Annotated in this window: 21 protein-coding genes and 5 pseudogenes; 8 read left to right on the forward strand and 18 right to left on the reverse strand. The window is 59.8% G+C overall.

The features are described from left to right. Positions 1 to 324 precede the first annotated feature (324 nt). From C482_RS21650 to C482_RS16250, 6 genes are all read right to left on the reverse strand, one after another. Positions 325 to 681 carry a hypothetical protein gene (locus C482_RS21650; RefSeq protein WP_006168837.1) on the reverse strand — a complete coding sequence of 119 codons (357 nt, stop codon included), beginning with the start codon at positions 679 to 681 and terminating at the stop codon, positions 325 to 327. A 64-nt stretch (positions 682 to 745) separates the two neighbouring features. Beyond that, positions 746 to 868: a hypothetical protein gene (locus tag C482_RS22685; RefSeq protein ID WP_275039636.1), complete on the reverse strand. Its 123-nt coding sequence runs from the start codon at positions 866 to 868 to the stop codon at positions 746 to 748. Between the two features lie 47 nt (positions 869 to 915). Then, the gene (locus tag C482_RS16235; protein ID WP_049896879.1) at positions 916 to 1,929 is read right to left on the reverse strand and encodes a DUF1616 domain-containing protein; all 1,014 of its coding nucleotides are present in this window, start codon (positions 1,927 to 1,929) and stop codon (positions 916 to 918) included. A 234-nt stretch (positions 1,930 to 2,163) separates the two neighbouring features. Then, a complete protein-coding gene (locus C482_RS16240) occupies positions 2,164 to 2,406 on the reverse strand; it encodes a hypothetical protein (protein WP_006168839.1) in 243 nt (80 codons plus the stop codon). Between the two features lie 195 nt (positions 2,407 to 2,601). Next, positions 2,602 to 2,877 carry a PadR family transcriptional regulator gene (locus tag C482_RS16245; protein WP_006168840.1) on the reverse strand — a complete coding sequence of 92 codons (276 nt, stop codon included), beginning with the start codon at positions 2,875 to 2,877 and terminating at the stop codon, positions 2,602 to 2,604. A gap of 221 nt (positions 2,878 to 3,098) precedes the next feature. After that, complete coding sequence (locus C482_RS16250) at positions 3,099 to 3,431, reverse strand: winged helix-turn-helix domain-containing protein (RefSeq protein WP_006168841.1); 333 nt, start codon at positions 3,429 to 3,431, stop codon at positions 3,099 to 3,101. 959 nt (positions 3,432 to 4,390) lie between these two features. Between C482_RS16250 and C482_RS20665 the strand changes: the two genes are divergently transcribed. Next, positions 4,391 to 4,561 (forward strand): DUF7563 family protein, encoded by a 171-nt coding sequence (locus C482_RS20665; protein ID WP_006168842.1) that lies wholly within the window; start codon positions 4,391 to 4,393, stop codon positions 4,559 to 4,561. 302 nt (positions 4,562 to 4,863) lie between these two features. Further along, on the forward strand, positions 4,864 to 5,367 hold the full coding sequence (locus C482_RS16255) for a DUF7344 domain-containing protein (protein ID WP_006168843.1): 504 nt from the start codon (positions 4,864 to 4,866) through the stop codon (positions 5,365 to 5,367). 317 nt (positions 5,368 to 5,684) lie between these two features. On the opposite strand, the gene C482_RS16260 is transcribed toward C482_RS16255, so the two are convergent. The 4 genes and pseudogenes from C482_RS16260 to C482_RS16275 all read right to left on the reverse strand — a co-directional run. Beyond that, the gene (locus C482_RS16260) at positions 5,685 to 6,725 is read right to left on the reverse strand and encodes a hypothetical protein (protein ID WP_006168844.1); all 1,041 of its coding nucleotides are present in this window, start codon (positions 6,723 to 6,725) and stop codon (positions 5,685 to 5,687) included. 207 nt (positions 6,726 to 6,932) lie between these two features. After that, a pseudogene (locus C482_RS16265) lies at positions 6,933 to 7,715 on the reverse strand (IS5 family transposase); the annotation flags it as partial. 24 nt (positions 7,716 to 7,739) lie between these two features. After that, positions 7,740 to 8,677 (reverse strand): annotated as a pseudogene (locus tag C482_RS16270) (transposase). Between the two features lie 323 nt (positions 8,678 to 9,000). Continuing rightward, positions 9,001 to 9,375 (reverse strand): annotated as a pseudogene (locus C482_RS16275) (ISH6 family transposase); the annotation flags it as partial. A 388-nt stretch (positions 9,376 to 9,763) separates the two neighbouring features. Between C482_RS16275 and C482_RS16280 the strand changes: the two are divergent. Continuing rightward, positions 9,764 to 10,621 carry a hypothetical protein gene (locus tag C482_RS16280; protein WP_049896880.1) on the forward strand — a complete coding sequence of 286 codons (858 nt, stop codon included), beginning with the start codon at positions 9,764 to 9,766 and terminating at the stop codon, positions 10,619 to 10,621. A gap of 42 nt (positions 10,622 to 10,663) precedes the next feature. Here the strand turns inward: C482_RS16280 and C482_RS21325 are convergent. The 4 genes and pseudogenes from C482_RS21325 to C482_RS16295 all read right to left on the reverse strand — a co-directional run. Next, positions 10,664 to 10,783, reverse strand: a pseudogene (locus C482_RS21325) (IS1595 family transposase); the annotation flags it as partial. Between the two features lie 281 nt (positions 10,784 to 11,064). Continuing rightward, on the reverse strand, positions 11,065 to 11,496 hold the full coding sequence (locus C482_RS22765; protein ID WP_394295546.1) for a helix-turn-helix transcriptional regulator: 432 nt from the start codon (positions 11,494 to 11,496) through the stop codon (positions 11,065 to 11,067). A 713-nt stretch (positions 11,497 to 12,209) separates the two neighbouring features. Continuing rightward, on the reverse strand, positions 12,210 to 12,563 hold the full coding sequence (locus C482_RS16290; protein WP_006168848.1) for a hypothetical protein: 354 nt from the start codon (positions 12,561 to 12,563) through the stop codon (positions 12,210 to 12,212). A 244-nt stretch (positions 12,564 to 12,807) separates the two neighbouring features. Then, positions 12,808 to 14,004 carry an NAD-dependent epimerase/dehydratase family protein gene (locus C482_RS16295; RefSeq protein ID WP_006168849.1) on the reverse strand — a complete coding sequence of 399 codons (1,197 nt, stop codon included), beginning with the start codon at positions 14,002 to 14,004 and terminating at the stop codon, positions 12,808 to 12,810. A 249-nt stretch (positions 14,005 to 14,253) separates the two neighbouring features. Between C482_RS16295 and allB the strand changes: the two genes are divergently transcribed. The 3 genes from allB (at position 14,254) to C482_RS16310 (ending at position 16,952) form a co-directional block, all read left to right on the forward strand. Further along, positions 14,254 to 15,672, forward strand: coding sequence for an allantoinase AllB (allB, locus tag C482_RS16300; RefSeq protein WP_006168850.1), 1,419 nt, complete (start codon positions 14,254 to 14,256; stop codon positions 15,670 to 15,672). Positions 15,673 to 15,833: 161 nt separating this feature from the next. Then, on the forward strand, positions 15,834 to 16,160 hold the full coding sequence (locus C482_RS16305; protein WP_006168851.1) for a hypothetical protein: 327 nt from the start codon (positions 15,834 to 15,836) through the stop codon (positions 16,158 to 16,160). A gap of 144 nt (positions 16,161 to 16,304) precedes the next feature. Next, positions 16,305 to 16,952, forward strand: a complete 648-nt coding sequence (locus tag C482_RS16310) for a DUF5804 family protein (RefSeq protein ID WP_006168852.1) — start codon at positions 16,305 to 16,307, stop codon at positions 16,950 to 16,952. Positions 16,953 to 16,988: 36 nt separating this feature from the next. Here C482_RS16310 and C482_RS16315 read toward each other — a convergent pair whose 3' ends face one another. The 3 genes from C482_RS16315 to C482_RS16325 form a co-directional block, all read right to left on the reverse strand. Beyond that, the gene (locus tag C482_RS16315; protein WP_006168853.1) at positions 16,989 to 17,669 is read right to left on the reverse strand and encodes a hypothetical protein; all 681 of its coding nucleotides are present in this window, start codon (positions 17,667 to 17,669) and stop codon (positions 16,989 to 16,991) included. Between the two features lie 86 nt (positions 17,670 to 17,755). Beyond that, the gene (locus C482_RS16320) at positions 17,756 to 18,739 is read right to left on the reverse strand and encodes a PLP-dependent cysteine synthase family protein (RefSeq protein WP_006168854.1); all 984 of its coding nucleotides are present in this window, start codon (positions 18,737 to 18,739) and stop codon (positions 17,756 to 17,758) included. Between the two features lie 182 nt (positions 18,740 to 18,921). Further along, on the reverse strand, positions 18,922 to 19,980 hold the full coding sequence (locus C482_RS16325; protein WP_006168855.1) for a Leu/Phe/Val dehydrogenase: 1,059 nt from the start codon (positions 19,978 to 19,980) through the stop codon (positions 18,922 to 18,924). 138 nt (positions 19,981 to 20,118) lie between these two features. Between C482_RS16325 and C482_RS16330 the strand changes: the two genes are divergently transcribed. Further along, positions 20,119 to 20,511, forward strand: a complete 393-nt coding sequence (locus tag C482_RS16330; RefSeq protein WP_006168856.1) for a TlpA family protein disulfide reductase — start codon at positions 20,119 to 20,121, stop codon at positions 20,509 to 20,511. Between the two features lie 47 nt (positions 20,512 to 20,558). After that, on the forward strand, positions 20,559 to 21,014 hold the full coding sequence (locus tag C482_RS22495; protein ID WP_152422036.1) for an SHOCT domain-containing protein: 456 nt from the start codon (positions 20,559 to 20,561) through the stop codon (positions 21,012 to 21,014). 26 nt (positions 21,015 to 21,040) lie between these two features. Here the strand turns inward: C482_RS22495 and C482_RS16335 are convergent. Further along, positions 21,041 to 23,298: pseudogene (locus tag C482_RS16335) on the reverse strand (thioredoxin domain-containing protein). Positions 23,299 to 23,332 lie beyond the last annotated feature (34 nt).

Consider the following 23,332-nt stretch of genomic DNA (forward strand, 5'->3'; position numbering starts at 1 on the left):
ATTGCGGGCGTTCGCGAGCCGGCGAACCGACGATGCCAGAGGAGTGAGCACCGCGAAGCAAACGACCACCAGGACGCCCGAGACGGGACAGTCCACCCCGAAGCGCCCTCGACACTGTTCGACGTTCGAACACCGATTTTTGAGTCGCGATCACAGAACGAGCCCAGCTATGCGGGAGTGACACCGCTGTGCAAACACGCGACCAGGGTCACGATTACGATCATGCTCCTGATCACTGCCACAGTCAGAACCGCCAGAACACCACCAACAGCCCGGTGTCTCCTCGGGAGTGCACTGTCTCTCAGGAGTTCGGTTCAGTCTCCGTCAGTTGTTTTCGACTCGAGTCGGCGAGTCGGCCGACACAACGTCGCCCTCTGTAGTTGATTCTATCCCGGGGGTATCGCTACTGCCAGTCCCGGCATCGACACTCGACGTATCGTCGCTTACAGCATCGTCATTTGCAACCTCGTCACTCGCAACCTCGTCAGTACTCGAGAGCGACCGCCGTTTCGAAATGTAGGCGGGGACGACGAGGATCCCACCCATCGGAACGAGAATGCCGAGTTCGTACATCTCCGGGTTGTCGAATCCCTGACGGCGAGCGTCGAACCGGACGAGCAAGGCGATCGGGATCTGGATGAGAAGAGCGGCCGTCAAGAGGACGACGACGAGAGATTCCATGGTTCAGTGTCGTGTTCGGCGGACTCACAAAAGAAGATTCGTCATTTGACGGATGGGTTTCGACTCACGCTGTGGCAATGTGTCCTGTGGTGATGCCGTGGGTGATCACTTCAATTCTGACGCTGGCACGGATACCGACGCCGACGCCGATACCCGCACCGACGCCAATACCTGTACCCGCACCCACACCGAAACCAATTCACGAGCGCGATTACGGAGCGCCGTCCGCCAGAGTCAGTTGTCCTCCTCCGCAGCCGGCTCAGTCACCGTCACCCAGAAGTTCGTATCCGCAACCGCATCCTCGGCCGTCGGCACTCCCGACGGTTCCTCGTCGTACAGCAACACCGCAATCCGGACCGTCTCACCCGGCTCCGCTGCCGGCACCACATCGAACTCCTCGAGTTCCTGCTCGCCATCCGCCACCGACACCGCCCGCGTTTCGAGTGCCGCCCGCTCCGTGACGGCACCGTTCTCGAGTACTTGCTGCTGGACGACGACGGTGTAGGTCTCGTCCGACCCTTCCTGGTTATCGATCTCAATTGTCGGCGAGACCGGTTCGCCGGGTTCGAGTTCGTCCTCGAGTTCGCCGGCAACGAGTTCGCCGCCGTCGCCCTGAGAGTAGAGAGCGAGTTGCGTGAAGCCGCCGGCTGAGAGTGGAGCGATAAGCCCGACGAGCAGCGCCCCGATAGCAGCGACGATGGCAACGGCCAGGATGGCCGAGGTCACCGTCCCAGCGGCAGTCTCGTCCCTGCGAAAGCGAGAGAGCGCTGCGAGGGGGGCAACAGAGAACCGCTTGGCTTCGGGGATCCGAAGCCGACGGATTGCACCGAGTTGTGCGAGTCCAATGGTAAGCACTGCGAAGGTGGCAGCGATCGGATCGGTCGCCAGTCCCCACTCGGTGACGGCTAACACGAGCGCGACGACGGGGGCGATACCGATCGACAGCGCAAACGACAGTCCAAGACGCTCTGCGAGGTCGATTCCGCGGGGGTACGTCTCGATGTCGGGTGCGGTCACCGTCGTCTCCTGAGCGGTACGTTCGTGCGCCGGGAACAGGGTGGAGACGAGTGCGTAGCCTGGGAGAAACAGAACGAGCGGGAGTGTCGCGAGCAGGCGGAGTACACTGCCCTCGGCGACGCTCGTTACAACGAGGTAGGTGATAACGGCCAGCACCGAAATCGTCGCGAGATCGCTGGGATACTGCCGGACGGTACCCAGTCGAGTCTGTGTGTCCGTTCGCAAACTCATCGGGACGACACCACCGATTGGATACAATACCCGTCAGTCGACGGTGTTCTCAGAACCATTTGGGCGGATAAACCGGCCGTGTCCGCTTTGTTATGTCCGCGATATTCACGGAGGATGACCTGCTGTGAGTGAGTATGGCTCCGTGACGGCTCAATGTGGGCAAATCGAACAAAACGATCAGCACGCGGGCGACTGTATGCACCGATGAACGCTGACCGACTCACACATCGACAGCTAGGGTGTGCGACGGCCCTGTGGGTGAAACTCGGCCTTGATGAAGCGTAGCGTCATGTTCTGTGGGCAGGCCGTCAGTACGTTGCTCCCGTCTTTCCGGTTCTTTCGGTCTTCTCCATCCTCACCACCCCTGTCTTTTTCGTCCTTTCGGTCTTCTCCATCCCGTCTCTTCTTTCCCGTCCCCTCCGTTCTCTGCTCTCTGCCCTCACCAGAGACATGCACGAATATACCATCTCTGACCATACTACAGCAACCACCCGGAACGCAATACAGCCGTAGTACAGGTCAATCAAAACTACGCGATGTCTCGCTGTTCTCACTGAACTCATAGCTGTCAGCATCTACAGCCGTCGCCGCACATGGTCTCCACTACCTCTATCAGCACACTCATCCGTCAACGAACACCCTCACGAACTCCCGTGTGTATCCGTCAAAAACTCAGAACTCCACGTACTGGCCTTCCCACTCGCGACGCTTGTCGATCTGCTGACGCCCATCCTCCGTGATCGCATAATAGTTCGTTCGTCTGTCCAGTTGTCCTTTCTCGACGAGCTCTTTGTTGACGAGCGTGTCCAGATTCGGATACAACCGCCCGTGGTTTATCTCTGAACTGTAGTACTTTTCCACCTCATCCTTAACCGTTTGTCCAGATGGCTGGTCAGCTCCTGCGATCACGTACAACAAATCTCGCTGAAAGCCGGTCAGATCGTGCATTGCTCAATCACAGTGACCGTACCATTGAGTAGATATTTGTTATCCGTATCATACAGGGCTGTTAGTACTGCTTTCAATATGTTTCAGACTGTCTAAATCGATTGTTCTCGTGACAACGGTTTGGTCGTGACTGTTCACCCTACCGTACAGTCAACCGCAGCGGTCGACGGCATCGAATACGAGTGAGTTTCTATCAGCCACCCGCCAGGAACGTCAACCCCTCACTCGTCCATCGCCGAGAGCGCTACGTCAATGCCGTCGGCGTCGATCTGGACTTCCACGTGCTCGACGGTTGCCTCATAGGCGGTCGTGTGGGAGCCGTCGCTTTCGAATCGAACACACTCGGCGAGCAGATTGCTCTCGAGTAGGTTGTTGATTCGGCGGTAGACGGTTGCCGAGGAACTGTCGGTTCGGTCGGTCAGCTCCTTGGCTGTTTTTGGTCCTGCGCTCGTTGCGACGAGGATCGTTCGCGCACACTCGTCGCCGAGGACATCGAGCTGAATTGTTGGATCGGTCGTCGGGGTCGTCTGAGAGTTGGTCGCTTTCGTTGACATTGGTCTCACCTGTCTGCGGAGGCTAGTCTGGTTCGCTCTCGGTGTCGAGAGGTGGCGGTCGGGAACGATCGAATCGGTGTTGCCGCGCCGTCGCGGCGACCGGGAGTACGTTCCAACAATACAACCGGTAAGCGAGAGTGGTATTTTATAACGATGTGCCTTCTCGCTGGAAAGTCACGCATTCCGCTGCGAAATATTGTATTTCGGTCGCGAAATATCGTGTTTCGGTCGCTCGAACAGAGTGTTTCGCTCGCCGATGAGATGCGAACGGCGAGCAATCGAACCAAATTCTGCTTGACAATCGGAGAGCGTATCGTCGACCTGCACCCTCGAAATGACTTCTGGGACGGGTGTAACCGCTGGAAATTCGGCATTTCCAGTACTGTCCGGCAACCAGTACAGTGAACGGACGCCGTCCTTTATTCGGATCTAACCCCCTCGGTCGTAGTGATGCCGAGTCGCACGCTCTCGTCACCACAGGTCGTCCTCAGTCGGTACAGACCAAGCAATCGGTCTGGTGGTCGAACTGACCGCCACGGTGTCGCCGACTGTGAGAGCTGGGGCCGCCGCTGGCAGACTGATTGCGGTGCGCACTCGGATACACTAGCATTCATCCCTGGTTGGCTGGCGAACTGTGAGTTGCACCGTGGTCGTGATCGTGCTCATAGTCGTCCCCGGACACACACCGGGCGACGTACGATCGCCCACGGCCGCGCTCTCTCGATTGCACCGACTGGCGACCATACTGACCGCCAGTCCGGTTCAGCGACCGCAGCGATAGTTGCAGTGTCTCCCTACAACAACGTCATGACACTGCTGTCGACCGATGACGGCGACCGCCACCACCCACGAGCATCGACCGACGACCGTACTCGAGACACCACTTGTCCGCACCGACAGCCACAATCCACAATCACAACACGATCACTATGAAACCATCACAACAGAACTGGCGTCCGATGGAATCGTCGACAGCAGGCGCTCGCTGTCGAAACTGTGACACCCACGTTACCCAGCAGTTTGCCCGCGTCTTCGGTGACAACGGCGACGTCGTCCACGGCTGTCCAGCCTGTACGACGTATCGAGAGATGCAATCCGGTGGCCACCTGCCGGGCGAAGAACGAGAGTGAGTAGCGCTCTCTTCGCTCGGAACCGCTGTTTCACTCGAGAGACTGACTCGTGAAGTGGTACTACAGTGACACAGGCGAAACAGTAGCGACATCGACTATCCAGTACCGAACACAGCCAGCGAATCCGAACTCTCCTCGCGTCGAACCAGTCGCCGTTCATACCGTAGCCAGCTAGTTTCTACACCATTATGCAAGGACAAAATACCGCAGGTTAAAGTCAGTGGTTCGCAAATTGGATGACGTGTATGAGGGCCGACGACGAACTGCTCGCCGAGACGCGACCACTGACGTCACACTAAGCAATGTCTGTGCAGAGGACTAGATCTGAGACGCTCGCGGAAAGCGAGGTGTTTCACATCCTCGGTAACGACAGGCGGCGTGCAATCGTCCAGTTGCTCGCACGCCAGTCCGGACACGTCGACGTCTCGGACGTCGCAACGGAGATCGCTGCAACCGAATCCGACACGACGCCCGTTCCGAACAACCTCTACAAGAGCGTCTACGTCTCCCTGCAACAGACACATCTCCCGCAACTCGAGGAGGATGCCGTCATCGAGTACGACTCTGACGCGAAAACCATCCAATCCGGTCCGAACTTCGAGACCGTCGTCGGCTACATCGACGGCCACGACGGCGACCGCTCGACTGTCTTGCAGTTCCACCTTGCCGCCTGTTTTCTCGGCCTCGGACTGATCGCGCTAGCCGGCCTCGATCTGCCAGTGTTCTCGAGTGTAGATCCAGTCTTCTGGAGCGTCCTCATTCTGCTTGCCGTCGCGGTGAGCAGCCTCTATCGACTGTTTTACTGATCGAGTCTCGGACTCCGTCCCGGGCCCGTATCCGGACCCGGTATCGTGGTTCAATGAGTGGGCAGAAGCCGACCAGTCTCGAGTAGTAGCGCACGCTAATCGGCCTGATTGTGGTCAGAAGAACAGTTGGATGCACTGCAACAGTGATCAGTGGGGAACAGGTGTGCCGAAGGAGGTCTATCGACTGGAAGAAGTGCGTGACCGTGTGGTAGCGGTGTTCGTTGACGTGTGGTTCGTCGAATGTCGTCGGAATCCGTCGGGAATTTGTCGAGATTCTTCGCGGGAAATGAGGAGACGCGAATAAACGTGTGACGCGCTTAGGCGAGCGCGGCGGTCACGTCGTCAGTAGTCTCGTTCTCGGTCGGTGATGGACAGTCGCCGTTGGTGGCGATTTCGTCCTCGTCATCGTTGACGTACTCGGCTTCGTCACCGTTCTCATCGACGCCATTCTCCGGCTCTTCGATCACGTCTCCGATCATGTCGTGGTCCGCAATGATGACTATGATCGTTGCCTGTTCGACGGTTACGTCGAATGCACCGGTGGCTGACTCGTCGTCAGCGTCAATGGGATCGTCCCTGTCGTCGGTGCCAGCGTCGTCGGGTCCGGGACAGTCGGTTCCGATTTCGGTATCGGTGTCTGCGTCAGTGTCAGTGTCAGTGTCAGTGTCTGCGTCAGTTTCTGTTTCGGTGTCGGTTTCAGCATCGGTCTCGGTCTCCGCAATACCGTCCATCGCACTGTGATCGTCGAACACGACGAAGACGGTCGCCTGTTCGATCGTCACGTCGAACGAGTCGTCTTCGTCAGTATCGTCGGCGCGGTCGTCATCGGTTTCGTCGCACTCGTTAATTTCGTCGTCAACATCGTACTCATCGTCAGTGTCCGCTGGCTCATCGTGGTCGTCAGCCGAGCCACAGCAGACACCGTCATCAGTTTCTGTGGCCTCATCGTCGTTGACCGCCTCATCAGTGTCTGTCTCTGTCTCAGTATCTGTCTCGTCGTGATCAACATCGTCAGCTTCGTCCAGCGAATCGCCATCGTCGACGCCGTGGGTAACCACGACGATCGTCGCGGACTCGAGTGTGAGCTCGTCCTGACCCTCGGTCATGGCCGCCTCGTCTATGAGGTCATCCTCGATGATGACGAGAATCGATGCGCTGTCGATATCGTGTTCTCCGGCGGTTTCGTCGCCGGCTTCGGCGAGACCGGTGATCGTTGGCTCTTCAATGGTGACCTCGAGCTGGTGGTCGGCCATGGCACCGTTGTAGTTGTTCTGCTGGTCGTTGTGGTTGTGTTCCTCGTGTTCGTGGTTATCGTGACCGTGTTCGTAGTCTCCGTACTGGCCGTACAGACCGTGCACAACGAGGAGTGCACGGTCGATAGTAACAGTTAGTTCGCCGTCGGTCGGCCTCTCAACTGGCTCCTCATCATCGACGGGTGGTTCGGGGACGTCGACAGGTTCATCGTCGGTTTCGTCGGGTTTGTCGTAGTCGTCTGGTTTCTCGTTTTCCTTGTTGTCCGTGTCGTCTACCGCGTCCTCGTCGTCTTTTTCATCCTTCGGCCGTGTTTAATCGCATGATGGGAGCGGAATTTCCTGTTTTGCAGCCTTCTTAATGTTGTAAACCGCACACATCAGCGCGATCTCACGAAATTCTCGATACCAGGTTCGCGCTCGCAGGGCGACGCCCAGCGAGCGCTTGACAGAAGAGAAAACGGTTTCTGACATTGCTCGTTGGTCGTAGAGCTTGTCATCAATCCGCGCGTTGTGCGGGTGCATGGACGCAGTGCTTGATCAACGGTCGAATGTCGAATTCTCGGAGGTTTTCTCGAAGCTAGTTACAGTCATAGCCCTTGTCCGCCGTGAGGACGCGCAACTCGCCCGCGTGCTTGCGGGCGAGTTGATCACAGATCTCTGCATCATTCCCTTCCCACGTCGTAGTACAGTGCAAATCAAGAATCGCTTGCGTATCTGTATCGACGAGTTTCGTCACTTTCGTCGTTTGAACGCAGTAGTTTGTCCGTCGGCAGTAGTGGCGACTTGCACGGGAGCGGTCGAAGTACGTTGCGTCGATCGCCCCGATCTCACCGGCTCGTGCAGCTCCGCTGAATAGCGCAGCAGCACTCGGCACACACGCATTTCGAGCCTATCGAACGCTAGATATAACGTGCATGGATGAGGGAGATCGGCCGGTTCAAGGCCGATCTCCCGAGTTATTCGTGGTATCTCCGTCAGGATGTCGATGGTCATCCGATAGGACGTCCCAAGGTAAATCCGTAAGCAGTGAAGCGGAGTCATCGCATAATCGGCGAATCCGCCGCCCCGGTAGGTGGCGGCGGATTCGTTCGTATCGTCGAGGGTGTCATAGAACTCTTGTCACACCGTGATGATTGTGCTTCCCGGATTGTCTCCGCGTTCATAGTTGGTGATTGCAATAACAAGGCGAAGGCACAGCGCGAGGAACACCTGTGCACGTGCGTGGACGCGGCCTCGGGCGAACGCACGCCCGAGGCCGCAGTCCTTGACTGATTCGTTGGTTCGTTCGACGCCTATTCAGCGGTTATACGTCTCGTCTAGTGTCGGTTGCTTCAGCTGAACGTCCTCGCTGTGTTCCTCGATACGGTCTTCGACCCTGTACTCGATGTCCTTCGGGTTATCAGTGTTGCGTGGGTTATAGGGGGTGACTGGCACGACCCCTGCGGCCAGCAGGTGGTCGTGCCAGTCAAGTGTATCGTACGCGCTGTCACCAAGCATCCACATCGGTTTAGCGACGGCGAGCGCGTCACCCGTGACGCGCATCTGGTGCTTGTTTGCTCTCGGTGAACTCCGCTGCAATCGGAATCTTCGACCCGGTCGAAACGATCGTGCAACCGTAGCCGTAGTAGTACTCTTCAGCCGTTGGATCGTAGCATTTTGATGCGTCAGGATCGGCAGGCATTGCTCTCACGTCTGTCGAATCAATCGAGTAGGTCAAGTTGAGCAGGCCCCGCAAGGCGGCCTGCTCGACGAGATGGTCGAAAATCACGTCGATGACGTGTTCGAGATCGGTGAGGAAGCGATCGACCGCGTCTCTCGACGGCGGTCGATCGAAGCCACAGCTGAGCCAGACGACTGTGTTGTTCAGTTCTCGTGCAACCGGACGGATGCCGTAGATGTCCTTGTAGTAGCAGTGCAGAAACCCACGCATCATCTCGGGTGGTTCGTGATCTCGTGTTCGCCCCGTCTCCGCCGGGGCGAACACGTCGAACTCTTCGAGAAACTCGAAGGAGAGNCGTCTCTACCGTAGGATTCTCTTGCAGGGTCGCTGGGCTCATACCACCTCAGCGTTCACCCTGCTCTCTGGTATGAGAACTGTTCTATGACACTCTCATCGTCAGCAACTCTTTTAGCAATCCAGACACAGCGTTCGGTGAAGCGGAAGATTTGGGTTGGCACAATTTCCGGTCTTCCGCTTCAACACCGTGATTCTAACGACTTAACTCGACGCTGTCTAGCGATTAAACAGAGCCCAGTGAAGACGATCTCTTTCTCTCGGCCCGTCATTGCCCTCCCAACTCAGAGTACACCTAAATCTTCTGTGACTCACTAGGGCGACGGCATCACAAAAGCTGAGTGAAGTAGCGAGTTCGGTACTCTAAAGCGAAATATCCTCTTGATAGATGCGCTGCCCGTCGAATCCGATGAGATCTTCGAGAGGACGGAAGTAGGTTGGACCATCGCCAGAAGCAGCGGTATCTTTGACGTGGTGAAGGGTAAATTCGTGTTCTCCTGCGGTTGTCACAGCGGTTCGTGTGGAGGTTCCAGCGCGCTGGAAACGGCGGTCACCGTTTCCGCGCGCGTGTTTCTCCCCGCAATACGCCTCGACGAGGCGCTCGTCGAGGCTTCTGACGGTCTCCTCGAGGATAGTGGCCTCAAGCTGCATCTCGGTAAGCGATTCAGCGAGCGTGGCGAGCGGTAGCGTTTTGTCTTGGGCGATGCTAACTGCGAACCGCACGTTGATTTCGGCGTGCATGGGTCACTTCGGTGTAGGTACCAGAGGTGACCCTGCTTCCACAGGAGTCAGTTACGACTCTAGACGAGTTTGAGACACGACCGACGTTTTGCGCCCGGAAGGGACAGGTCAATACCCAATTTAGCCTAACAGACGATGAGATCCTATTCCCGTCAGAGCGCTGGGCAGCGACCTTCCGATCGTACGCCAGCTCCTCCTTCACGAACTCGGAGAATATCTGATAGAGTTCACTTAGAATGGGGGAAATTAAACTCAATTATATGGAGTGTTAACCCATTATATGTGTTTTAGAACCCACAAATCAGACTCTAATGTTTGTTTTTATATCATTAACATATATTATCTGAGGGAAAAATATTTAGTTATACGATTATTATTTTCGTCTGCAATGTCTGATAATAACAGAAGAAATAGCGGAGAAGAACAGAAAGATTTATCCGGAAAGCAGCCAAATCGTCGGTCCTTCCTCAGCACAGCCACCATGGCGGTAGTTGCTGGAACTGGGACATTTCTGACGTCCGGTGCGGCAGCAGAAGTCGGCGATAAGCCAAGTACACTCGGAGAAGTGAGTTCAGTCAAGGCTGAGGATAACCTCGGTTGTCACGGCATCCTAGTGCAAGGGCTAGAGTCGTCAAGTGAATACACAGTGCAGTTGAGCGATTACATGTTCGATATCGATGTGGAAGCGATCCCGCTTGGATACTCAGGTTACGACATAGATAATGAGAACGGGGTCATTTCTGGAACCATCGGCGAAAATGATATCCACGGCTTTGCTTCACGTTTCAGTCCCATCATCGAGTCGATAGAAGTACATGAGGGTAGTGTGGCGGTCGAGTTACAGTACAACCCGTTAGATCGCGAGGAATGTAACGTTGTCGGGGCTCCTCCGGACAATGTCGAACAGGTTGAAATCTACCTGGAAGGAGACGGCGACTATGGCTTCGGGTTTTGGGAGGCACACGGACCACTTTCAGCGGTGGACACAGGAAGTAGTGAACTTGAGGTTTGCCTGCCGGCCGGAGATTCTATCATCTGTCATTGGTCCCATTCAGGAGGAGTACAAACCGAGGAACTCGACATAGGGAACGGCGAACAAAAATACGACTTCGCTGCAGGTTCGCTTGACGACGAGCAGCATGTGTACGCCGTGGAGAAAGGCTTGTTGGACACCACCGACACGCCTGGACACTTCTATCTCACAGGTTCCACGACCGTCACTATCGATATCGGTTCACTCTTGTAAAGGACATTGTTGGTGAGTCAGGGAACAGTTTGAACGATTTTTTCAGGGCTTTCCGCCGGGTTTGCGTAGGATTTTCCGTCGAAGATCAAAGAGTCTGAGATACGCTGTGAGTTTGTCCTTCGAGATACCTCGATGGGGCGAGAGCCATCGTCGCGCCAGCGACCATCGCTGCGCCCGATGTCACGAGCAACGCCGTGACAAGGAGTACGACTAACTGATTGCGTGCGATCATAATCTGCTGTGAAGGCAGTGACCCATCGCCAGTTCTGTGCTTAAACCAGCACAACCATTTCGGGAGAAACTGCTCACTTCGAACGCGAGGTGTGGGCAGCGATCAGTGCTGTTCGACGAAAGCGGACATGGTGTCAGGAGGCGATAACGAGGCGTTTCGCAGGGTGTACGGACAATAAGTCGCGCTCGTTCCGGCCGACTCCGCCAGTGCGCTACTCGTTCGACTGCTCAGGCGATTTCGACGCCGTCGGCTCGTGGCCCGGCAAACAGACCAGATTCTCCCGTCCCAATCGAAGCTTCGTAATCTGCCCGTCCTCCTCGAGTTCAGCCAGCAGTCGGCTGACCTTAGCTTTCGACCAATCGACGGAGTCGACGATTCGTGACTGTTTCATTCGACCGCCGTTCTCGCTGATGAGCTGATGGACCCGTTCCTGATCCGTCATGAACTCCTCGCGCTGGGATTCGTACTCGTGCCCGAGCGAGCTGCGGTCGTCGAGTCGGTCACGAATCGCGAGCAAGGAACCAAGGAGTGCAAGAACGATCATGCCGAGCAGGGCAGCGATGTGTGCGAGTCCGCTCGCCTGAAGGGGGAAAAGAGAGGGGGAAAAGAGGGAGAACTCGAGTACGAGTGTCGGTGCAGCCAGTAGTGTCGAAAGGAGAGTGAAAAGTCCGAGTCCGAACCCGAGCAGCGAGACTGTCGCAATCTCAACCTCACTCGAACCGCAGGCGTTACAGACGCGACAGAGGGCACCCCCACAGGGAACGGCGGTGTTAGTGAACGCTGTAGCCGCTGCTCCCAGTCCGGACCGGATGGTCGGGCCGAGCTGTGCGAACAGCGACCCGCTGTCGAGAGTCGCGACCGACGTGGAAACGGGGTGAGATTCGTGCATGCTCGTGCGGAAGGTCGAGGTCATGGTGACGGCGAACAGCGGTTCACTCGTTTCTGTACCGTCGTGACCGCCCCTCAAAGTATTTTTTATGGGTCATGTATTGTTATTGGTTTATCTGTATGTCTCGATTGAGTGTCTCTCCGAGACGCCGACGTAACGGCGATAGCGGACACCCGTGGTTCTGGCGACTTCGGAAACAGCGCCCAGCAGTCACCGGTGAGACTGAACGACCGGACTCGATTCTGCGACAGTCCGTGCCAGACTGACGGGTCGTCGCCGTGTCGCTTCGCGACCGATACTCCAGTCGCTCGACACCACGCCGAATAAACGCGTACGGACGTTCGGCGCGCCTAGCCCGGATTTGGATCGGGTTTGCGCGATAATCGTCAGTTACGTCAAACTGACGACCCCCGTCTGAAGATTCCGGACTCATTGGCCAACACTTGTCTTGCCGCTCGCGTCGGCGCTTACGTTCCCGGGACACCGGCTGCCTCGAATCCAGTGACGCCCAGGAACGCAAGGACGTACAACACGACCAGGACCGAGACCCACGCGACGATCGTGATCGCGACCGCATCCACCCAGCCGCCAGGGTAGCGGGCGTTGATCACGCCCAGGTAAGCGATGAACACCAGCAGTGGACCGAGCAGCGGGATCCAACCGAGGAAGAATCCCACGAGTGCCCAGACAACCGCGCCGATCAGTGCCGTGATGAACGCGTACGTGTAGTCCTCTGTATCGACGATGAGCCTGGCACCAACGAAGATGCCGAGGCCACCAATGAGCAGGCTAACCGCGAACACGATGAGGCTCTCGATCATAGCTATCGACGAGGCCGTGCATACCGATAGTTATCACTCACCTACACAAACCAGAGCCCACCGTTAATCCGTTATCTGCCGGCGACACAGCCGAGCGTTCTCACCCGTCTGCGTGGGAAATTACGACGTACCTCCGTAACGAAGACCGACCGTTATCGGTGAGAACTTGTCGATTCCCAACCGGACCAAAACAGGCCATCGCGGTCGGAAGATGGCGTTATCTGCCGCATCCGAGAGCATCTATCTAATCCTGTGACTGTCGTTCCGGTCTGGCGACCAATGGCTGTTGTTGTGTTTCCTGTTGCTGCTGTTCCTGCCCCTGTCCCTGTTCTGCCCCCTGCTGAGTCGACGGACTCGAGTACCCCTGCTCACCAGCAGCCCCAGTCACGAGCGAGCGGATTCCGGACTCGAGACCGACTCGGGCCTCGAAGCCGAGTTCGTGACGCACCTTCGAGACGTCGGCGCGGCTGTGTCGAATGTCCCCGGAGCGAGGGTCGCGGTGGACGATCGGTGAGGATGAGCCGACGGCGTCACGGACCAGTTCGGCGAGGTCACGGATCGAGGTCCGCTCCCCAGTGCCGACATTGTAGGCCTCGCCGACGGCGTCAGTGGTCGCTGCGAGGAGGTTTGCGCGCACGATGTCGGAAACGTGGACGAAGTCCCGTGTCTGCTCGCCGTCACCCTCGATCGTGATCGGCTCGTCGGCGCGGGCCTGCTCAAGAAACGTCGAGATGACGCCGCTGTAGGGGCCCTGCTGGCGTGGCCCGTAGGCGTTGAAGTACCGCAGTGCGACGGTCGGAAGGTCGTACAGTTCGTGGTAGCTGCGAGCGTACTGGTCGAGTGCGAGCTTCTGGATGCCGTAGGGCGAGGTCGGCTCCGTCGTCGCTGTTTCGGAGATGGGCAGTTCGTCGGGGTGGCCGTAGACGGCCGCACTCGAGGCGAGGACGACGCGGGCGTCCTCCTGACGGGCCTGGTCGAGGACGAGCAGGCTGGCATCCAGGTTGGTCTCGTTGCTCCGGCGCGGCGCGTCGACGCTCTCGGTGACGCTGACGAGGGCAGCCTGGTGGAAGATGAGGTCGACGCCCCGGGCGGCGCGCTGGAGCGCCATCGGGTCGGAAATGTCCCCGTCGACGATGGTGAGGGAGCCGTCGGGGTCGAGGTCGGGGTCGGGATCAGCGTCCTCGCCCGTGCCCTCGGCTCTCCCGTCATCGTTCTCGGTGTCGTCGATCCCACCGTCCGCGCTTGCTGGTGTGTCGTTGGCCCACAGGGAACCGGTTTCCGATGTGGACGAGACCGAGAGGTTGTCCCGCGAACCGGTCGAGAAGTTATCCAGCACTCGAACGTCGTTGTACGGTGCCAGCGCCTCGACGAGGTGGCTCCCGATGAAACCGCCACCGCCGGTGACGAGTACTGTCCTGTCGCGAATCGCCGGCGAGGTCATGGCTCACTCGAGCATCCCGCATCGGTTTAGTATAGCACGCGTACCTGAACTGTACACCGAACCTACCGGTCAGCCAGCGGACTGGCGCGATCCCGTTATGCACAACACTACCAGAACCGGCACTAGTATCAGTACTCGTATCAGCACCAGTACCACTATCAGTACCAGCACAACACCAGCGGCCGATGCGGTCCTGCCAACCCAACAGAAGCTATATGCGCCCACCTCGGCAACGCTACGCCAACGCCAATGAATGCCAGTGAGAGTGAGAACGAGACTGAAAGCGAGAGCGACACCGTCGACCTCGTCGTGCGAAACTGCACGGTCGTCACCCCCGCCGGCCGCACCCCTGACGCCGGCGTCGCCGTCGAGGACGGAACCATCGCCGCTGTCGGCCGCAGCGACCGCCTCCCCGACGCCGACCGCGTCGTCGACGCCGACGGACAGGTCCTCGTCCCCGGCATTGTCGATGGCCACATCCACAATCGCGAGCCCGGACTCGAGTACAAAGAAGACTGGGAGTCTGCAACTCGCGCGGCCGCGGCGGGCGGCGTCACGACCGTTGTCGGAATGCCGAACACGGACCCGGTGATCGACCGCCCCGAGCATCTCGAACTGAAGTTCGAGCGCGGCGAGGCATCGGCCCACGTCGACTTCCAGAGTTACGTGGTTGTCACGAGCGAGAATCTCGATCAGATTCCGGCGCTAGACGAAGCCGGTGCGCTGGGGTACAAGATTTTCCTCGGCTCGACGGTCGGCGACGTACCGCCACCGAACGACGGCGAAATCATCGAGGCCATGGCAAAGATCAGAGAGACGGGCAAACGCCTCGGCTTCCACGAAGAGAACGGCGAGATCATCGACCACTACACGCAAAAATTCAAAGAAGACGGGAAGAACGAGCCGATCGACCACTCCCACTCTCGACCGGTCATCGCCGAGAAAGAGGCCGTCGAGCGGATGATCACGTTCGCCGAGGAGACCGACGTGAAAATCCACATGTTCCACGTCTCCTCGGGCTCGGCCGCCGAGGCCGTCGCCCGCGGGAAAGAGCGCGGCGTCGACATCACCGCCGAAACGACGCCGCATTACCTCTGGTTCACCGAGGAGGTCATGCGCGAGGTCGGCAACCCGGCACGCATTCAGCCGCCGATCCGCGACGCCGATGAGCGCGACCTGCTCTGGGAAGTCGGCATCGACGACGGCGCGATCGACTGCATCGCGACGGACCACGCGCCCCACACACCCGAGGAGAAGAAGGTCGACGACCCGTTCGGCAACACCTGGGACGCCATCTCAGGCTTCGTCGGCCTCGAAACCGAAGTGCCGACGATGCTCACCTTCGTCGATCAGGGACGACTCACACTCGAGGAGTGGGTCCGTCGCCACTCGACCCGCCCAGCACAGGTCTGGGGGATGTACCCCCAGAAGGGCTCGCTCCAGGTCGGAACGGACGCGGACTTCACGATTGTCGACCCCGAACGCGAGTGGACACTCGAGCACAGCGACGAACTGCACTCAAAGAACTGCGTCACGCCGTTCGTCGGCGAGACGTTCACCGGGAAGGCCACCACGACGGTCGTCCGCGGTAAAGTCGTCTACGAGGACGGTTCGGTCGTCGGCGAGTCAGGATACGGTACGCGGGTTGACGTCGACGCGGACGACTAACTGGTAGTTTCGCTCTTTCTTTCTCTCTCCGTCCGTCTGTCCGGTACTTGAGCAGCGACAGCAGTGGTTTCGGTAGTGATTGCACCAGTCCAACAGATCCCAACTACCGGGAGAAACACAAACGTATTTCACTACCTGACCATTCAGTCAGGGTGCAACCCATGACCGAGACACAGTCAGAAACGACGGACGAAACTAACCCAACAGACACTGACGCCGAACAACACGCCGAAACTGGCCGTTCAGCGGGTGACACCGCGGACGCAAACGTAGCCGGAAAGGAAACCGGCGAGTCTACCGCAACCGACCACCTCACCGAAGTTTACCTCTCGATCACCGATGGCGAAGCCGAATCCGTCGTCGAAACCCAGCGTTCTGATCCAGCCGACCGGGAACTCGAGTTCGACCGTGCCGAGGAGGCACTCGGCCCGGCAGCGCTGCACGGACTGGATGACGCGATTGGAGACCCGGACAGTTCGATTTCGTAGGTCAGTTGTCGGTGTGTTCGTTCGGTGTTCGTTGGCATTCGTTGGTATTCGTTGGCATTCGTTGGCATTCGGCAGCGCCACCAGTGCGAGGTTCTGAACCGAAACCCGAAACCAACATTACCGAACCGACCACATCACTCGACAGTGACCCGCGTTTGTCTCATCGGGGCCGACGACTGCACTCTCCAGTACGAGCTGCTCTCGCGCGAGACGGCTCGCGAGGCACTCTCGACGTACGATCTGCGCCGGCCGTTCGAGAACACGATCGCTTTGCGAACCGTCAGCGTCGGCGCGGCCATCTCGCTGTTGAACGATCTCGACTGGTATCTCACCCGTTTCGTCGACGAGGCGCTCGTCCAGGAGCCAAGCGTGAGCGACGAAGAGTGGCTCTCGCGCGAACTCGCGACACAGCTTCGAAATAGCGCGGTCGATCCCGACGAAACGGGCGAATTCTGCAAGATTTACGGCGTGGAACGTGCCGATCCCGCGTCTGCTCCCGGCGCTCCTGCTGTATCAGCCGCCGGAGCGAACACCGAAAGCGAATACGGTTCCGAGGGAGAGCACGGGAGCGGGAGCGACGAGAGGCAGGACGCGAAGACACAAACAGCGGGAGGGCAAGCACGGACCGAGACACAACAAACTGAAACGGAAACGGCGACAGCGACCGCACGCCGTCACCTCGTCGAACCGCTGTACGTCCGTCGGACAGGTGGCGACCTCCCCGAGTACGACCTCAGGGATGTCGACTCGACGCTCGTCGTTCGAATTACTGAAGCAGAGCACTCGCCTTGAGAAGCGCCAGGGGGACCAGCCCGTCGATACTGTTTTTTAGGCGTCCGCCTCAGCCGAATCGGACGCAGAATCGCTCGCACTGTCGCTCGCCGTAGCCATTCCGTGTTCTTTCCCGTCGCGGTCGGTGAGCGACACCGACACGTCCGTCACCGGGTCGTCGTCGAACGTCGCGCGAACCACTGCGCCGACGGTCACTTCCTGCTCAGCACAGGCCGTTTCCGGCGTCGACTCGTCTACCACCGCGGCCTCGACGACGAACGTGTCGTCCTCAAGTTCGGCGCGCTCAACGGCCAGTTCGTAACACAGGTTCGGGCCGCCGCCCTCGAGTGCGACGAGCACCGACTCGCCGAAATCGGTTTCGTCCAGGAACTCGGTGAGATCGTCGTCGACGTCACGCTCGGCAAGCCAGTTGTCGGCGTCGTCGGCCGATCGCAGGTGTTCCATGGACGGCTCGTCACTAATCTCGGAGCGCTGGTACTGGTGGTCGTCGATGGAAACGCCGTCGGTCCCAGTTCCGTCGTCATCGTCGTCCTCGTCTCCGTTCTCAGTGCCGTTTTCGTCTCCATTTACGTCGCCGCCGTTCTCTGACTCATCGTCGTCACCGGACCCTGAGCCCGGATCCGGGTCATCGTCATCATCGTCGGCGATACAACCAGCCGTCAGCGCGAGCAGTCCTGCCGTACTCCCGATGAGCGTTCGTCTGGAGGGGTGTGTCATCGTACTTGGACATACACGGGGACGGATAAAGACGATTGCTCTAGGTGAAAGAGGTCTTTTGGCTATCTTCGTTGTCGAAGTCCAGCTTACTTGTCGAACAGTCCAGTCGACATGTAGCGCTCGCCGCTGTCCCAGAAGACGGTGACGACGAGCGGACAGTCTTCGATTCGCTGACCCCCATCAGGCTCCGGCGTGGCGAGTTCCTGGTGCTCGAACGCGTCCGGTACCTCCGGGCAGTCACGCTCCGGTTCGGCGATTTCGTGTGCGATTCTGTTCGCAACCAGACTCGTCGCACCGCTCGACTGGCCGACCAGAATTCCCTCCTCGCGGGCGAGACGACGACACTCGTCCTCAGCGTTCTCGAGTGCAACCGTCTCGACGCGGTCAATCAGGTCCCGATCAAGGTTGTCGCTGACGAAGCCCGGTCCCATTCCCTGGAACTCGTCCTCGCCGGGTTCGCCCGTCGAGAGGACAGCGTTTCGTTCGGGTTCGACGGCGATAATGTCCATCTCGGGAAATTCCTCGCGGAGGTGACGGCCGGTTCCCGAGAGGGTGCCGCCGGTGCCGACACCGGCGACGAAGGCGTCGATCTCGCGGTCGCCGACCTGTTCGATGATCTCCGCGCCGGTCGTCTTGTAGTGGGCCTCTGGGTTGGCCGGGTTCTCGAACTGGCCGAGCTGGACCGCGCCCTCGGACTCGAGTTCATCTGCGCGCTCGCGGGCGTCTTCCATCTCGCCGTCGACGAGTTCGAGGGCTGCGCCGTAGGCGGCCATGACGCGGCGGCGTTCCTCGGACTTCGAGGCTGGCATGACGATGGTGAGGTCGTAGCCGCGGGCGGCGGCGACGAGCGCGAGCCCGATGCCGGTGTTGCCGCTGGTTGGTTCGACAAGCCAGTCGCCGGGTTCGATCGCGCCCTCGCGTTCGGCGGTACGGATCATCTCGAGGGCTGGCCGGTCCTTGGCCGACCCGCCAGGATTGAAGGATTCGACCTTCGCGGCGACGGTCGCCCCCTCCGGTGAGTCGACCTGGACGAGCGGTGAACCGATAGTGTCCAGGATGCTTCCCTTCATTGACCCAGGCTATGGAGTCGAGACGTAAACCCGTGCTGGACACAGGCAGGACGTGCCGGTGGTGGCGATGGCGGAAAACGAGTGTGAGAACAGGAGTACAAGAGTACAGGCGTACAGGAATGCTGGAATATTGGGATACAGAACGTGCAGAACGTACAAAACCGATAGAACGGACAAATTGGCTAGTTCGACGGCAGCGCCGGCGTCACCGTGTCGGATTCGTCGATTCGTTCCTGTGCGTACGCTTCGGCAGCGTCGACCACCGTGCTGTCGTTGGCTTCGGCACGCTCGATCATCTCGGTCAGTCTGTCGCCAATCTTCTCGGACTCCTCGTAGGCCTCCTCGTACGTTCCGCCGAAGTACTCCTTGCCGACGGTGACGAGGCCGCCCGCGTTAATCACGTAGTCCGGCGCGTAGAGGATGTCGCGCTCGGCGAGTGCGTCCGCGTGTCGTCGCTCCTTGAGGACGTTGTTCGCCGAGCCGGCGACGATGTCACACTGCAACTGGTCGATCGTCTCGTCGTTGACGACGCCGCCGATCGCACACGGCGCGAAGACATCACACGGTTCCTCGTAGACCGCATCCGGCGCGACGACGTCGACATCGTGGGCCGCGCTGAACTCGTCGACTGCCTCCTGGTTCACGTCCGAAATCGTCACGGACGCGCCGTGCTCGAGTAGCTCCTCGGCGAGCAGTCGGCCGACCTTTCCGAGTCCCTGGACGACGACATCGAGGTCGCTGACAGTGTCGGTGCCGTAGGTGTGTTCCGCGCAGGCGCGAATGCCCGAGAAGACACCGTGTGCCGTGACTTCAGACGGGTTCCCCAGCCCGTCCGTCCCGCCGACGACGTGGTCCGTCTCGCGCGCGACGATGTCCATCTCTTCTGCGCCCGAGTTGATGTCGACCGAGGTAATGTACCGGCCCGCGAGACAATCAACCGCGCGGCCGTAGGCCTCGAGTGCGTCTTCGGTTTTGACCTCCTCTGGGTCGCCGATGATGACCGCTTTGCCGCCACCAAGCGGGAGATCGGTTGCGGCCGCCTTGTATGTCATCGCCTCCGAAAGGCGCAGCACGTCCGTCAGTGCGGCCTCTTCGGACTCGTAGTCACGGATGCGTGTCCCGCCGAGACTCGGACCGAGGCTCGTGTCGTGAATCGCGACGATAGCCGTCAGTCCCGTCTCCGGGTCAGAGAAGTACGAGATCTGTTCGTGCCCTGGCTCAGCGATCGAGTCGAATACCATGCTGATAACTCTTGGGTTTGGTGTAAAAATGCTACCGACTCGCGGCCAGTAGCACTGGAAAGACAATCCAAATGATCGACACCTGCAACGACTGTCAAGAACACGCCCGTTAAGCCCCTCGACTCACAACCACCGCGTATGAGTCTCGAAACCATGCAGCCGAACCCCGCGTGGGACGCTGCCTCCTACGAGGACGCCGTCGACACGCTCGAAGCACACAACAATGAGGTCGTCTACAAGGTCTGGGGTGGCGACTGGTGCAAGGACTGCCGAAAGCTCCTCCCCGATTTTGGCGCTGCACTCGACGCCGCTTCCGTCCCCGACGACCGCATCGAGGAGATAGCCGTCGACCAGGACAAGCAAGGCTCTGGGGTCGACGAGTACGGTATCGAGTACATTCCGACGATTGTGGTCGAGCGCGCGCCCGCCGGCGCGGACGGAGACGAGGGTGAGGAAGTCACCCGTTTCGTCGAGGAAGAGGCCGTCCCACCAGCCATCTGGCTCGCCGACCAACTCGAGAGCAAGCTGTAACGTGTAACTGCGTCGAACGATTCTTTAGCTCTAGTGTCCAAGACGACTTGTATGGAGAGCCGTCTCGAACGGTTCGTCGCGAGGACCTCTGGCTCCTGGTCGCGATCGTAACCTTCGGCATCATCAGCATCCTGAGTCTCATCGAACTCGAGTTCGTCGTCGACGTGCTCGCGGTGATCGGCTGGTTCGTCCTGACACCGGTCTTTCTGTTCTGGGGCGAGGACATCGCCGCGCTCATGGCCGAACGGAGGCAGCCGACTGGTTCAACATGGCCCGAATCGTCCGCAGGCGACACCAGCGACCAGACCGATGCGTTCGCACAACTCAAACACCGGTACGCGAGCGGCGAACTCAGCGAAGAAGAGTTCGAACACCGACGCGACCGCCTGCTAGAAGCCGATGAGGCGTTCGACCGCGAGGCTGCAAACCGACCGATGGCAGAGCGCGGTGGACGAGCGCAGTCAGCGAACGGTCGGGGGGACCGCGGGCGCGAACTCGAGTGACGCCGGCAGCAATCACATCTACCAGTCTAGAACGGACTCTCAGTCTGCTCCGCACCTGCGAGCCACTCGAGTGCATCCTCAACATCGTGCGTCGGCGGCGAGCACGTCCGGTCGCGACAGACATATAGCGTTGGTTTGCCGTCTCTTGCTTCGCGCCCGGCCCAGACCGGCGGCGCATCTGTGAGGTCGAGTTCAGTGAGCCAGTCGCCGAATTCGTCGTCCGTCGCCGGTCGGCGCGCGAACAGCCGGTCCGGCAGGTACCGCGAGGCGAACGCCTCGCGCCACTCGTCGGGCAGGTCGTCCGCGGCGACCGTGATCTCGAGTGCCNGAACAGCCGGTCCGGCAGGTACCGCGAGGCGAACGCCTCGCGCCACTCGTCGGGCAGGTCGTCCGCGGCGACCGTGATCTCGAGTGCCCCGGACGCGAGTCGGTCTGCGGCGAGACAGAGCGTCGCGTGCTCGAGCGAGTTCGTCTCGATGCGGTTGGCGTGGGTTTCGAGCACGGTCGTGGCGATTTCCTCGAACTCGTCGCCTTGATCCGCGAAGCCCTCGAGCGCGAGCAGCGTCTCTACAGCGACGCCCGCCGCCGAGGGCGTCGACTGATCGCCCAGTTCCTGCGGGCGAGTGACGAGCGATTCCCCACTCTCGGGCGTGAAGTACAGCGTTCCCCGGTCTGCGTCCCAGAACTCGTCCTCGATGACGCGTGCGAGGTCGAGGGCGAACGCGAGGTGGTCGACCTCGCCGGTAGCCTCGTAGCAGCCCAGTGCAGCGCGCGCGAGGAACGCGTAATCTTCGAGGTAGCCGTCGATGGCCACGTCCCCGTCTTTGTACCGCCGCGAGAGTCGCTGTTCGTCTTCGTCCCAGAGCCGATCGCGAACGAACTCGAGTGCGTCGACGGCCATAGTGGCGTACTCGTCACCATCCTCACCCCCGCCGAGAACCAGAGCGGCCTCGGCACAGGTCGCGATCATGAGACCGTTCCAGCCGGCGAGCACCTTCTCGTCGCGGTTGGGTCGCGGGCGTTGTTCGCGAGCCGCGAACAACTCTTCGCGGGCGGACTCGAGTCGGTCCTGCACGTCGGGTGCTTCGAGATCGTACTCGGCCGCGAGATCTGACACCGAGCGCACGCGGTTCGGCTGATTCGAGCCCTCGAAGTTGCCTGACTCCGTGATGTCGTACCGGTCACAGAACAGGTCAGCTGTCGTCTCGTTCTCGAGTACGTCGTGAATCTCGTCGGGCGTCCAGACGTAGAACGTACCTTCCTCACGCTCGCCGGTGTCGGGGTCCTCGCTCTGGGCGTCGAGCGTGCTGAAGAAACCGCCCTCCTCGTGGGTCAGTTCACGCTCGACGAACGCCAGGGTCTCGGCAACGACCTCGGCGTAGCGCTCGTCGCCGGTCTGCTGGTAGCCGATGAGGAACGCGCGCGGAATCGCGGCGTTGTCGTACAGCATCTTCTCGAAGTGGGGCACCGTCCAGTCGCGGTCGACGCAGTAGCGGTGGAAGCCGCCGCCGACGTGGTCGTAGAGGCCGCCAGCAGCCATCGCGTCGAGCGTTTCGACGAGCACGTCCTGAAAGTCCTCGCGTTCGGTTCGGTCTGCGGCGCGGGCGAGCACCCGGAGCCGCGATGGCTGGGGGAACTTCGGGCCGTCGGAGCCGAAGCCGCCGAACTGGCGGTCCGCACTCCGAAACGAGGCGTTCGCGGCCGCGTCGAGTACGTCACTCGACGGCGGCTGTGAAGCGCTCACGGTATCCGGAGTCTCTTCGAGTCGATCTTTTGCCGCGTTGGTCCACTGTTCGGCGCGGTTCTCGACCTCGTCGCGGTCTCTTTCCCACGAGTTCGTCACGTTCTCGAGGATGTCGAGGAAGCCAGGCTGGCCGCGCTTGGCGTTCTTGGGGAAGTAGGTCCCAACGTAGAACGGCTTCCCCTCGGGGGTGAGCCACGCCGAGAGAGGCCAGCCGCCGCGGCCGGTGACGAGTTGGCAAACGGTCATATAGATGCTGTCGACGTCCGGCCGCTCCTCGCGGTCGACCTTGATCGGAACGAAATTCTCGTTCAGGGCCTCGGCGACCTGCTCGTCCGCGAAGCTCTCGTCTTCCATGACGTGACACCAGTGACACGCCGAGTAGCCGATCGAGAGGAAGATCGGCACGTCGTGCTCGCGGGCCGTCTCAAGGGCTTGCTCGTCCCAGGGCTGCCAGTTGACGGGGTTGTCCGCGTGCTGGCGCAGGTACGGGCTCTCCTCCTCGTCGAGCCGATTGCGATCGGTCGGCGTGGATGTCGTCATACCCACGCCTACGGCTGGCGGTTGTAAAAGGCCG

Origin of the sequence: Natrialba chahannaoensis JCM 10990 (assembly GCF_000337135.1) — an archaeon.
GTDB classification, from domain to species: Archaea; Halobacteriota; Halobacteria; order Halobacteriales; family Natrialbaceae; genus Natrialba; species Natrialba chahannaoensis.